Genomic DNA, 12,668 nt, shown 5'->3' on the forward strand with positions numbered 1-12,668 from the left:
AGGTTGACCTGATCTACTGAGCTGATGATGAGCAGGCAGCGCGAGACGCTGTGGGAGTACGAACGCGGCGCCCTGTGGGTACTACCCGGTCTCGCGGTCATGGCGGCGTTGTTGCTCGGCGGTCTGCTCTCCTCGATCAGCGTGCCCAACCGCTCCATAATGCACTACCTCGTCTTCGAGGGCACCTCGGACGATGCGCGCAATCTGCTGATCGGCATCACCGGCACCATCGTCACCGTCATCGCCCTGGTGCTCGGGCTGATGGTGGTCGCGTTGACATTGTCCTCGACGCAGTTCTCGCCCCGCCTGCTACGCAATTTCCTGCGGGACCGGCCGAACAAACTGGTGCTCAGCGCATTCGTCGCAACGTTCTCCTACTCCGCTGCCGGCCTCTACACAGTCGGGGTCTCGGCGGGCAGCCGGAGCGTCAACTTCCCCCGACTCGCCGTCACCGGCGCGATCCTGCTGCTCTTCGTGAGCCTCTTCGCACTCGTCTACCAGGTGCATCACGTCTCCCACTCGATGCAGCTGGACGAGATCATGCGGCGCGTGCAGAACGAGACGCAGAGCGTGCTGCGGCATCAGCGCGTGCGGCCGTGTGACACCCCTGCGCCACTACGGCCGCCCTGGGCCAAGGAGGTGTCGGCGACCCGGTCCGGATACGTGCAGACAGTGCATGCCGAACGGTTGATAGGTCTCGCCGACCGACTGCGGATGCACGTCGCGGTGATCCCGCGGATCGGTGACCATGTCGTGTCCGGGTCGCCCCTCGCGTGGGTGTGGCGCGACGACCCGGCCGATGCCCTGGGCGACGTTCACCTGCACGACGGGGCCCACCATACGGTCCGGCTCGGTTTCGAGCGCACCTCCGAGCAGGATGTGGCTTTCGGGCTGAGGCAACTGGTCGACATCGCCTCCAAGGCGCTGTCCCCCGCTGTGAACGACCCGTACACCGGTGTCCAGGCGGTCAATCACCTCGCGGTGGTGATGGCCACCATCGCCAGGCGCAGTCACGGCACGACGGTGCATGAGGGACCCGGCGGCGGCAGCGTCACGGTACCGGGGTGGACCTTCGCGGACTACCTGGATCTGACGTGCGCGCAGATCCGCCGGTACGGCGCGTCGGAGCCCACCGTCATCCGGGAGCTGATCAGCCTGCTCAGCTCGACCGCGCACCTCACCGACGACCCGGCGCGTCGGGCCGAGATCCTGCATCAACTGGACCTGATGGTGTCCGATGCCGAGCGGGAGATCGCCCAACCCGCCGACCTGGTCGACATCTATGCCGCGGCGAAGGATCTTCGGGACCGGCTGGCCGTGGCGCAGTCGCTGCATGCCGCCCCTGACCCGCCCCCGACGGTGGCCGCGAACAGCCCGGCGCTGCCCCCTCGTTGACCGAGGCTGTTGACTGGGACGATGCCCGCCCCCTACCGCGTCAGTTTCGTGTGCACCGGCAACATCTGCCGCTCCCCGATGGGCGATGTGATCCTGCGCTCCATGCTCGCCGACGTCGGACTCACCGAGGTGGTCGACGTCGATTCCTGCGGCACCGGCGAGTGGCACGTCGGGCAGCCCGCCCAGCCGCTGGCTCTCGCGGCCCTGGCCGAGGCTGGGTACGACGGGTCGCCGCACCGGGCCCGACAACTCGATGCGAGCTTCGTGACCGAACGCGATCTGCTGCTCGCCCTGGATGACGGGCATCTGCGGTGGCTGCGCACATTGTCCCGCAAGGCCCGCGGCACTGCCGAGGTCAAACTGTTGCGCGAGTTCGACCCCACTGCCGTCGAGGAAGGCACGCTGGAGGTCGATGACCCCTACGGCGGCACGCCGCAGGACTACGAGCGGGCCCGTGCGGAGATCGAGCGCGCCTGCGCGGGTCTGACGCGTTGGCTCGCATCCCAGCTGGCGACACGCTGATCCACGACGCGTTCCCTTCGGCGCCCCCAGCCGCGCACGGACGCCTGCTGTCACACCTGCTCGATAGGGTCGAGCTCGGCCCGAACCTTTCCCCGCCCCAAGGAGTACGACATGCCCGCCCGTGACGTCACCGAGATTGCTTGGCCGCCCGGCAGCCCCTGCTGGGCGGAGTGCGCGTTCGAGCCGGAGCACCGCGGCATGCATCACGCGCGCGACTTCTACGAGAAACTCTTCGGTTGGCGCACCGTCGAGGCCGACGAAGACCAGGGCCGTTACGTCACCTGCCTGAATGACGAGCGAGCCGCCGCCGGCCTCTCCCCGGAGCTCGAGGAGGGCGAGAAACCCGACTGGGTCACCTTTTTCGCCACCCACAACGTCGACGCCTCCGCCGAGGCCGTCACCCGAGCCGGTGGCCTCGTACGCACTGGGCCGGTCGACGTCGGCGATCGGGGGCGGGTTGCCTACTGCACCGACCCGGGCGGTGCGCACTTCGCGCTATGGCAGGCGGGGGCCCACCAGGGCTTCGGTATCGTCGCCGAGCCGGGTGCCGTTGCCTGGCACACCCTGCTCACCCGTGACATGGCCCTCACCCGGGCGTTCTACGCCGAGGTGCTCGGCTGGACCTATGAAGACCGCGCACCCGACCTGACGATGGCCGCACTGGCCGACGGCGCCCAGGTCGCCGGTCTGCACCTGGCCGACCACCTGCCCGACAATGTGCCCTCGCACTGGCTGATCCACTTCTCCGTCGTCGACCGCGACTCCTCCGCACAGATCGCGCAGAATCTGGACGCCGATGTGCTGATGACCAGCGACTCCCCGATGGGCCCCGAGGCACTGGTTCGCGGTAAGCACGGCGAGTTGTTCAGCCTCATCCAGGTCAGCGACTGAGCTGAGCCGCGGCCGAGACGGCCACCGAGCCTGTCGTACGACGCGCCACCCGCCGCCTGAGAGGATGGCCGTTATGCGTTCGCTGGCCTCCACCACCCCGCCCATCGCCCTCGGTGCCCTCGACGGCCGCTACCGGGGCGTCGTCGAATCATTGATCGATCACCTCTCCGAGCCTGCGCTCAACCGCGCACGGGTACAGGTCGAGGTCGAGTGGCTGATCCACCTGACCGAGGTAGGCGCCGTGCCAGGCGTACGCAGGTTGACGCAGGACGAGCAGCGTCAGTTACGCGAGATCCCCGAACAGTTCGACCGCGCCGATATCGATGAGCTTGCGGAGATCGAGCGGGAGACGGTGCACGACGTGAAGGCCGTCGAGTACTACCTCAAGCGTCGGCTGCCCCAGGTCGTCGGGGAGAGCGACGCGCCCGCGCTGTCCGAACTCATCCACTTTGCGTGCACCAGCGAGGACATCAACAACCTGTCCTACGCGCTGATGGTCCAGGGCGCCGTTACCAAGGTGTGGGCACCGAAGGCGGCTCGGCTGGTCGCCCAGATCTCCGATATGGCGCGCGATCTGGCCGACGTACCGCTGCTCGCACATACCCACGGGCAGCCCGCGACGCCGACCACGATGGGCAAGGAGATCGCGGTGCTCGCCCACCGCCTCAGCCGTCAGCTACGTCGTATCGAGGGCGCCGACTACCTCGGCAAGATCAATGGCGCAACCGGCACCTACGGCGCGCACACCGCCGCCGTGCCGGATACCGACTGGGTGACCGTCAGCCGTGATTTCGTGGAATCTCTTGGGCTGCAGTGGAATCCACTCACCACGCAGATCGAGAGCCACGACTGGCAGGCCGAGCTCTACTCCGACGTCGCGCGGTTCAACCGGGTGCTGCACAACCTGTGCACCGACTTCTGGACCTACATTTCGATGGGTTACTTCGCGCAGGTCCGCGGCCAGGGCACCGTCGGGTCCAGCACGATGCCGCACAAGGTCAACCCGATCCGCTTCGAGAACGCCGAGGCCAACCTGGAAGTCTCCAACGCACTGCTCGACGTGCTCTCGGCGACGCTCGTGCAGTCCCGGCTACAACGCGATCTGACCGACTCCTCGATGCAGCGCAATATCGGCACGGCGTTCGGGCATTCGCTGCTTGCGCTGGACAACGCCGGGCGCGGCCTGGCCGGTCTCGATGCCGTCCCGGAGACGATGGCCGCCGATCTGGACCGCAACTGGGAGGTACTCGGCGAGGCGATCCAGTCCGCGATGCGGGCGTTGGGTGCGGCCGGCGTTGCGGGCATGGATCAGCCGTACGAGCGCCTCAAGGAGCTCACCCGCGGGCGTCGGATCACCGGCGACGACCTCCGCGAGTTCGTGCGCGGCCTCGGCTTCCCGGCCGACGTCGAGGCCCGGATGCTGGCCCTGACGCCCGCGACATACGTCGGGCTGGCGCCGGCGCTGGTCGATCTCCTCGACCGTTGAACACCGAACAACCGTGATCCAGCATGACCGCCACCGGCGGTCATGCTGGATTTCCACCGGCGGTCAACGCTGTACTTCCGGACTGTCAAAGGCTGCTGCCGATGACACCGGCAGCCCGGGAGATCAGATCGTGACGGGACCGGTATCGGTGTCGAAGCTCACCGAGAGCAGTCCCGGTGTGCCGTGCGGAGCGGCGAAGTCAAAATGAATACCTGGCTCCCACTCGTCGCGGTCCACGCCGGGCTTGCCGTTCAGGCCGAGCCACTCGCGCACACGCGTCGGTGAGCCGCCGATCTGCAGACCCAGCAACTGGGCATGCGTGGGACCGTCGCCCGAGGGGTGTGGGGTGTTCTCGGCCCACTGGATGAAATAAGGGACCTGCGCATCGGAGGTCAGGCCCTTCAGGCCCAACTGCTTCCAGGTCAGCTCGACGCCGTCGGGACGGTGCCGGTTACCAGGCACCGACTGACGGCCCACCAAACCCTCCGCGATGCCGATGTCGTCAACCCGGACGCACCAGCCGAGCCAGCCACCGCCGGCTTCGGAGCGGGCGCGCACAGCCTGGCCGAAGGGCGCCTTGTCCGAGGCGGGGTGATCGAGCACCTCGACCACCTCGACGAACCGCTCTCCCCGCAACGGGATGATCGAATTGCGGGTGCCGAAGCGTGGGTGTATACCGCCGTCACTCGGCTCGACACCCAGCAATGCCCCGACTCTCTTCGCCGTTGCGACTAATCCATCAGCACCGGCGGCGTACACGACATGGTCGACTCGCATGCCGAGCATCGTCGCACTCATTGCCCCAATCTTCATATTCGGGTCACTGCTGAGCCCGACTTCCGCTGCCGCACGGCCTCGTACAGGATGATCGCGGCGGACGTCGCGACGTTCAGAGAGTTCGCCGCGCCCGACATCGGAATCGCGACTTTCTCATCGGCCGCGGCGAGCACATCACCGGTAAGGCCCTGCTTTTCAGCACCGACCGCGATCGCCACCGGCCCCGTCAGATCGACCTCGGTGTACGACGTACGGGTATCCGGAGTGGCTGCGACCAGTCGGACACCGTGCTCACGCAGCCACGCCAGCGTCTGCGCGGTGCTCGCTGTCGCTACCGGCAGCGCGAAGACCGTGCCCTTCGAGGCGCGTACGACATTGGGGTTGCCCCAGTCGGTCACCGGGTCGGCACTGATCACGGCATCGACCCCCGCACCGTCTGCAGTACGCAGCATCGCGCCGAGGTTGCCCGGCTTCTCCACACCTTCCGCGAGCAGAATCAACGCGGCGTCACCGACCGGTAGATCCCTCAGCGCACCCCCTGCGAGCGGCGCAACCGCTACGAACCCGTCCGCTCCCTCGCGGTAGGCGATCTTCTCGAACGCGGCGCGGTTCAAGCGCATCACCTGCGCGCCGCGATCTCCTGCCTCGCGCACCAGGGCAGCGCCGTCCGAGCCGGTCGCTGTCAGCTCCGGGCAGTGCAGCAACTGCCGCGGCACCACCCCGGCGTCCAAGGCGAGCCGCAACTCGTCGTACCCCTCGATCAGCGTCAGGCCCAGTTCGTCGCGTCGCCGGCGTTTGCGTAAGGCGACAACGTCCTTGAGGCGGGGGTTGGACGGGGAGGTGATGATCAGATCCGGCACGGGATGACCCTACGGCGGCAGAGTTCACGCAGCTGGAGGCCGCCCGGCCCGACGTCGCCGCCCGCACCCGGCACTGCCACTGCCACTGCCCGGGAACGTGACTCAGAGCAGCGAGCGCAGCACCATTGCGAGGCCGTCCTCCTCGACAGTGCCGGTGACCTCGTCGGCGACGGCTCGCACGGCCTCTGGGGCCTGGCCCATGGCCACGCCGCGCGCCGCCCACTCCAGCATCTGCAGATCGTTGAAATGGTCACCCACCGCGACCGTGTCCATCGGCTCGACGCCGAGCGTGCGACGCACCTGCTCCAGTCCCGAAGCCTTCGAGACACCCTCGGGGTTGATGTCCAGCCACGCGGTGTAGCCGATGGCGTAGTTCACCCCGTGCAGCCCCAGCCGCTCAGCGAGCGCAGCAAAATCGGCGGAGGTGCCACTCGGCGAGCGGAACGTGATCCGGGTCGTGCGGGTGGACTTCAGTTCCTCCCATGAGACGACGCGCTCGTCACCTTCGAGCTCCCCCACGGGAAAGGGCGCGCTGACAAGGTGGCCGATACCGAGCACCTCGCTGGCGAACACCCCGTCTGTCCACTGCCCCTCCAGCGCGGTCAGTGCCGCACCGGGGTCGAAGGTCACCTCTTCGATCACGTCAAAACCCCCCGCGCCGTCCAACGCGATGGTCACGGCCCCGTTGGAGCAGACGGCGTACCCCGCGCTGAGCCCGAGCTGGTCGGCGATGGGAACCGTACCGATCAACGAGCGTCCGGTCGCCAGGACGACGTGGTGCCCGGCCTGCCGGACAGCCGTGACTGCTTCGTGCACGGCGGGTGCCAGCGCTCCGTCGTGATGCACGATCGTGCCGTCGATGTCCAGTGCTATCAGGTATGCCACGGCGCCAAGCCTAAGCAGTGGGGGGCAGTCCGGGTCACAGCCGGATCAGGCGCACGCCTTCGTTGCGGTCCTGCACCAGTGCACCGACCGCGAGCGCGAGAATGACGAAACTGAGCAGGAGCTGCACCCAGATCGCCCACCCCACCGAAAACGTCGCCGGAGAGCCGAGCGCTAGCGCGTTGAGCGCGAGCTTGCTGTAGAAGTCGCCGACCTGGGAGAACACCACCACCGCACCGTAGATCGCTGTGACGACCTGTCCGAGCGCCGCAGCGATGGCCACCGCGAGCACCCACTGGGACGCCGGCCGCTTCCACCGCAGCACCGCGACCACGATCAGCACCGCAGCGAAAGCGCACATCACCCATGCGCCGAGGCTCGGACCGCTGACGGGTGCCGGTTTAGCGCCTGGGAGGTCCGTGCTCACCGCACCGAACCCATTGACGTAGACGTGGTAGACCTCGCCCTGGAAGACGCCCCCCAACCGGTAGGCGATGGAGGCGAACGTACCCAGGCACAGCAGGATCGTCGCTACTGCTGCGACGACGAAGAACACCGGCAGCGCCCGGGACCGCTTCGGCGCGACCGCCTCGTCGCCACCCTCGACGTCCCCGTCGTCTTCAACTCTGCTTTCTTCGTTGGCTTCGCCTCTGTCTGCATTCGCTTCGCTGTTGTGGCTCGCGTCGACAGCCGACGCGCCGCTCTTCTGCGGCGCTGTCCCCGGGTCGTCGTCGTCCAGGTCAGCATCGCCGTAGTCGTCCTCAGTCACCCCGAGAGGGTAACGAGCCGCGCTGTCAGACCGGTCGCAGCACCTCGTGGCCGATGAAGGGTTGCAGCGCGGCCGGCACCCGCACCGAACCGTCGGCCTGCTGGTGGTTCTCCAGGATCGCGACCAGCCAACGAGTCGTGGCCAGCGTGCCGTTCAGCGTGGCCACCGTCTCGGTGCGGCCCTCGGCGTTGCGGTGCCGCGTTCCGAGTCGACGGGCCTGGTACGTCGTGCAGTTCGACGTCGAGGTCAGCTCGCGGTAGTCACCCTGCGTGGGCACCCAGGCCTCGCAGTCGAACTTGCGGGCGGCGGGGTTGCCGAGATCGCCGGCGGCGGTGTCGATGATGCGGTAGGGCAGTTCGACCTTGGCCAGCATGTCGCGCTCCCACGCCAGCAGCCGCTCGTGCTCCGCTTCGGCATCCGCCGGGTCGCAGTAGACGAACATCTCGACCTTGTGGAACTGGTGCACCCGGATGATGCCGCGGGTGTCCTTGCCGTGCGATCCGGCCTCGCGGCGGTAGCAGGCAGACCACCCGGCATACCGTTTCGGGCCGTCGCTCAGGTCGAGAATCTCGCCCGCGTGGTAGCCGGCGAGCGCGACCTCGGAGGTGCCGGTGAGGTAGAGGTCGTCGGCTTCGAGGTGGTAAACCTCGTCGGCGTGATCGTCGAGGAAGCCGGCGCCCTGCATGACGTCAGCCTTGACCAACGTGGGGGTGATCATCGGGGTGAACCCGTGCTGGACGGCCTGCGCCATAGCCATATTGAGCAGCGCGAGTTCCAGCATGGCGCCGACACCGGTCAGGAAGTAGAACCGCGACCCGCCGACCTTCGCGCCGCGCTCCATGTCGATGGCGCCGAGGCGTTCACCCAGGGCCAGGTGGTCCAACGGTTCGAAGTCGAATTCCATGGGGCTGCCGACGGTTTCGCGAATGGTGAAATTCTCCTCACCACCGGAGGGCACCCCGTCGATGACGATATTGGCGATCTTGCGCAGACCCTGCTCGTAGGCTGCGCCGGCCTCGCCAGCGCTCGTCTCCAGCGCTTTGACCTGCTCGCTGAGTGCACTTCCGCGCTCGCGGGCCTGGGTTGCTGTGGCCTCCAATGCGGCGAGGTCATCCGGCTCCCCGCCCTTCTTGCGGGCGGCACCGAGCGCGCCCATCGCCGCGCCCACGTCCTTGCTCACACTTTTCTGCTGCGCACGAAGCGCTTCGAACTCCTGCAGCGTCGAGCGTCGCAGTTCATCGGCGCCCAGCACCTGGTCGACCAGACTTTCGTCGTATCCACGGGCACGCTGGCTGGCGCGGACGAGGTCGGGGTTCTCGCGCAGGAATTTGATGTCGATCACGCAGCTCAGGCTATCGGCGTGCGACGTGGGCGCCATTCGAGTCGACGCTGCGTGGCGCAGACGTCGTCGCGGGGGATGATCCCGTGGGTGACCGTCGGGTAGGTTTTACTGCACCAGGGCTAGGGAAGGTGTGTGCAGTGCGGCGAGCGGCGGTCATCGTCAACCCCACCAAATTCTCGGCGCTGGGCCCGCTCAAGGACAGCCTCGAGGACATTTTCCGGGCCTGGGGGTGGGCCGGTCCCCGTTGGGCGCAGACGACGATGGAGGACCCCGGCACCGGCCAGGCTCGGGCAGCCGTCGCTGCAGGCGTGGATCTGGTGTGCGCGCTCGGGGGTGACGGCACCCAACGGTGCGTGGCGCAGGGCCTGCTCGGGTCCGGTGTGCCGCTCGGCATCCTCGCGGCCGGCACCGGCAACCTACTGGCCCGCAATTTGAAGATCCCGCACGACCGGTACGCCGACGGGTTGCGGATGGCTCTCGGCGGTCGGGATCGGGCTATCGACGTCTGTCATGTCGAATTGGACAAAGCCGGCGACGGGGTGTGGGCGCCTCCGCAGGTCGGTCTGGTGATGACCGGTATCGGGTTGGACGCGGAGATCCTGGCCTCGGCCAACGATGACCTCAAGGCCCGGGTGGGCTGGTTGGCCTACCCCGCCGCAGGCCTCGGACACGTCGTCCACGACCAGATGCAGGCGCAGATCATCCTGGATGACGGGGCGCCCGAGCCGATCACCGGGATGTCGAGCGTGATGATCGGCAACTGTGGCCTGCTGACCGGCGGTATGCGCCTGATGCCGGACGCCGATCTCGATGACGGGATCCTGGACACGGTGATCCTGCGACCGGCCGGGATCATCGGCTGGCTGCCGATGATCGCCCAGGTGGTTGCCGGCGCTCGCCGCGAGACCCGCACCATCGGTCGGCTCCGCTCACAGATCATCGAGGTCCGCTGCGAGCAACCCGCCATGATCGAGATCGACGGTGACGTGCTGCACCGCGCGTACGCCACCAGGGTGACCGTGGACCCGCTGGCGTTGACGGTCCGTGTCCCCCGCTGATCTCGCGATTTGGACATGCGCAGCGGGGCATATCTGCCCCGCTGCGCATGTCCAAAAGGTGAGATCAGCCGCCTGATTCGGTGAAGGTCCGCTCGATCTCCGGACGGTGCTCGGCCTCGGCCAGGATCAGGACGTCGTCGCCGGCTTTCAACACGGTGTCCCGTCGGATGTTCACCAGGTCACCGCCACGCACCACGAGGCTGATCCAGGCGTCCTCGGGCAGCTCGTCCAGGTCTTCGATCCGGGTGCCGTCGGCCACCGAACCGGCCGCGACCATGAGCCGCACTGCGCTGTCGGGCTCGGAGCCCAGCCGGACACCGAAGGCAAACGGTTCCGGTTCGATGGTGTGCATCGGCAACCGCAGCCGTCGGGCGACCGAGGGCACCAGCGTGCCCTGGAAGGCCACGGACAGGATCACGACGACCACGATGATCCCGTAGAGCCGCTGCGCATCGGGCACCCCCGAATGCAGCAGCATGTCGCCCAGCAGGATCGGTACCGCGCCTTTCAGACCCGCGAAGAGTACGAAGCTCAGCTCCTTGGGTCGTAGCTTCGCCGGCCACAGCGTCACCCCGACGAACAACGGGCGAACGACGGCGCTCATCACCAGCCATACGGCCAGGCCCGGAACCCACACGTCCGGCTGGATCAAACTGCTCAGATCGATGGTCAGGCCGAGCACCACGAACGCGATGATCTCACCGAGACTCGCCATGGCCGCAGCAAACTTCTCGACCTCTCGTTTGTACGGCGCCCGTTCCTCACCGATCGCGATCCCCGCCACGAAGACCGCCAGGAAGCCGGATCCGTGCGCGATCGTCGCCACGCCGAAGATGATGAACGCGCAGGCGATGGTCCGCAGCGGGTAGAGCGCCTCACCGGGCAGCGGCACCACCCGCATGAACCACAGCAACGCCCGCGCACCGATCAGGCCGATGACCAGGCCCACGCCCATCTGCAGCGCGAACTCACCACCCACGTGCAACACCGTCCCGCCGTCGAGGCCCCCCGCGGTCAGCAAACTGGCCATCAGGGCGATACCGACCGGGTCGTTCGCGCCCGATTCGCCCTCCAGGATCGTTCCGCTGCGCCCGGAGATCTCCCGCTTGCCCAGCACCGAGAACACCACCGCTGGGTCTGTCGGTGCCACCGCAGTGGCGACGAGCGTCGCGAGATACCAGTTGATCCCGACCGCGAAGTGGATGAATGCCGCGGTGCCCAGCACCGTCAGGAAGGTTCCGAGCACGCCCACGAGCGCGATCGGCGCCAGCGCCGCTCGAAACCGGGACCACCCGATATGCAGACCGCCGTCGAACAGCACCATGACCAGCGCGACCGTGACCACCCGTTCGACGGTGCGCTCGGGAGGCGCGTGCAGGGCCGGGATCGTGGTCACCGCGACTGCGGATGCCACCAGCACGAGCAGCGGAGCGGGCACCCTCAGTCGCTCGGTGACCCGGTTGGACAGCAGCGCGAGCACGCCGACGGAGGCAGCGAGCAGCACAATGAAAGCAAATGTCTGGGTGTCGCCCACGTCAACCTCCGATCATCGTGTTGGGTCCGAGGCACAGTCTCGCTCTATCGACGCCCTCGTCCTGCAACGGTTTCAGTCTGCGACCGCGCGACCGGCCTCGAGATTCCCGTATGTCAGGGTGCCAGGCGCTGCCGATCCACCAGCGCACCGGCCTGTTTGACGGTACGGGTCCGCGGCGACACCTCCAGGCTGATGATGCCGGGTACGGCACCGATCTGGTCGGTGACCAGACGGTAGAGGTCTCGATGGTCGCGGCAGACGGCCACTGCCGTCAGATTGTGCGGTCCGGTGATCGCTGCGGCGAACGTGACCTCCGGCAACGCTGCGAGGGCGGTACCACAGGCATGCAGATCGGCCGGTGCGGCGGTCATCCACAACTGGGCGGTGACATTCCAGCCGAGCGCCTCAGCGGACAGGTCGATGTCCACTACCGCCATCCCACGCTCCAGCAAGGACTGCAACCGGCGACTTGCGCGACCCTCGGTGATTCCGGCGACCGTGGCCAGCTGGGCGTAGGAGGACCGACCGTCGAGCACCAGCTGCGCCAGGATCGCCTGGTCGTAGGTATCGGCAATCTGCACCGTCTGTGTGGCGCGCGGCACAATCGAGGGTGCCGCCGTACGCAGGGTCTGCTCCTGCCGGTCGGTCAGCGCGTGGGCGAGACCGGTCCAGTCGTCGGGCTGGCCCGCACGGAAGAGGTGCAGCGTCATCGCGGCGCTGACCCCGAGCACGGGAGCGGTCCGCGCCAACTGCTCCAGCAGCAGGTCTTCACGATCCTGCGCGGAGGGCGACCGGACGACGCACAGCACCTCCGCCGCACCCCCGGAGATGGAGACCCAGCCGACATCGCCGCGTTTGGCGAGGGCCTGGGCCAGCGCCAAGGTCCCGTTTGGTCGGCATTGGATGCGCACGATCCAACTGGTCTCGCCGAGGGTCTCCGCACTGATCACCCCCGTGACCCGTAGAACGCCCGCCGCGCGTAGCCGCCGGTATCGGCGCGCGATCGTCTGTTCGGAGGACTGCAGGACCTGCGCGTAGAGGCTGAAAGGCGCACGCGGCGCAACCTGTAGGCAGCGGACAAGAGCGCTGTCCAGATCATCCAGCGTGGCGGATTCTGCGATCACACATTCATTTGTAGCAGAAAGCACCAAA

The 12,668-nt window shown here is 67.6% G+C and carries 12 protein-coding genes; 5 read left to right on the forward strand and 7 right to left on the reverse strand.

Translation table 11 applies throughout. The features are described 5' to 3' along the window. Positions 1–24 precede the first annotated feature (24 nt). The 4 genes from V3G39_01160 to purB all read left to right on the forward strand — a co-directional run bounded on the left by V3G39_01160 (position 25) and on the right by purB (position 4,294). On the forward strand, positions 25–1,395 hold the full coding sequence (locus V3G39_01160) for a DUF2254 domain-containing protein (GenBank protein XAS76671.1): 1,371 nt from the start codon (positions 25–27) through the stop codon (positions 1,393–1,395). 21 nt (positions 1,396–1,416) lie between these two features. Further along, the gene (locus tag V3G39_01165) at positions 1,417–1,917 is read left to right on the forward strand and encodes a low molecular weight protein-tyrosine-phosphatase (protein ID XAS76672.1); all 501 of its coding nucleotides are present in this window, start codon (positions 1,417–1,419) and stop codon (positions 1,915–1,917) included. Positions 1,918–2,028: 111 nt separating this feature from the next. Continuing rightward, complete coding sequence (locus V3G39_01170; GenBank protein XAS76673.1) at positions 2,029–2,808, forward strand: VOC family protein; 780 nt, start codon at positions 2,029–2,031, stop codon at positions 2,806–2,808. A gap of 73 nt (positions 2,809–2,881) precedes the next feature. Continuing rightward, a complete protein-coding gene (gene purB / locus V3G39_01175) occupies positions 2,882–4,294 on the forward strand; it encodes an adenylosuccinate lyase (protein XAS76674.1) in 1,413 nt (470 codons plus the stop codon). A gap of 123 nt (positions 4,295–4,417) precedes the next feature. On the opposite strand, the gene V3G39_01180 is transcribed toward purB, so the two are convergent. From V3G39_01180 to serS, 5 genes are all read right to left on the reverse strand, one after another. Continuing rightward, complete coding sequence (locus tag V3G39_01180; protein ID XAS78155.1) at positions 4,418–5,071, reverse strand: VOC family protein; 654 nt, start codon at positions 5,069–5,071, stop codon at positions 4,418–4,420. Positions 5,072–5,103: 32 nt separating this feature from the next. Then, the gene (locus V3G39_01185) at positions 5,104–5,931 is read right to left on the reverse strand and encodes an RNA methyltransferase (protein XAS76675.1); all 828 of its coding nucleotides are present in this window, start codon (positions 5,929–5,931) and stop codon (positions 5,104–5,106) included. A 102-nt stretch (positions 5,932–6,033) separates the two neighbouring features. Beyond that, positions 6,034–6,816, reverse strand: a complete 783-nt coding sequence (locus V3G39_01190; protein ID XAS76676.1) for an HAD family hydrolase — start codon at positions 6,814–6,816, stop codon at positions 6,034–6,036. A gap of 34 nt (positions 6,817–6,850) precedes the next feature. Next, on the reverse strand, positions 6,851–7,582 hold the full coding sequence (locus V3G39_01195) for a hypothetical protein (GenBank protein XAS76677.1): 732 nt from the start codon (positions 7,580–7,582) through the stop codon (positions 6,851–6,853). Positions 7,583–7,607: 25 nt separating this feature from the next. Next, complete coding sequence (gene serS / locus V3G39_01200; GenBank protein XAS76678.1) at positions 7,608–8,924, reverse strand: serine--tRNA ligase; 1,317 nt, start codon at positions 8,922–8,924, stop codon at positions 7,608–7,610. Positions 8,925–9,061: 137 nt separating this feature from the next. On the opposite strand from serS, the gene V3G39_01205 reads away from it, so the two are divergent. Then, positions 9,062–9,982, forward strand: coding sequence for a diacylglycerol kinase family protein (locus V3G39_01205; GenBank protein ID XAS76679.1), 921 nt, complete (start codon positions 9,062–9,064; stop codon positions 9,980–9,982). Between the two features lie 64 nt (positions 9,983–10,046). On the opposite strand, the gene V3G39_01210 is transcribed toward V3G39_01205, so the two are convergent. Both V3G39_01210 and V3G39_01215 read right to left on the reverse strand, forming a co-directional pair. Continuing rightward, entirely contained in the window at positions 10,047–11,516 is a 1,470-nt protein-coding gene (locus V3G39_01210; GenBank protein XAS76680.1) for a cation:proton antiporter, read from the reverse strand. A 113-nt stretch (positions 11,517–11,629) separates the two neighbouring features. After that, positions 11,630–12,640 (reverse strand): Lrp/AsnC family transcriptional regulator, encoded by a 1,011-nt coding sequence (locus V3G39_01215; protein ID XAS76681.1) that lies wholly within the window; start codon positions 12,638–12,640, stop codon positions 11,630–11,632. Between the last annotated feature and the right edge of the window lie 28 nt (positions 12,641–12,668).

The sequence above is a fragment of the Dermatophilaceae bacterium Sec6.4 genome (genome assembly GCA_039636865.1).
Taxonomy (GTDB): domain Bacteria; phylum Actinomycetota; class Actinomycetes; order Actinomycetales; family Dermatophilaceae; genus Allobranchiibius.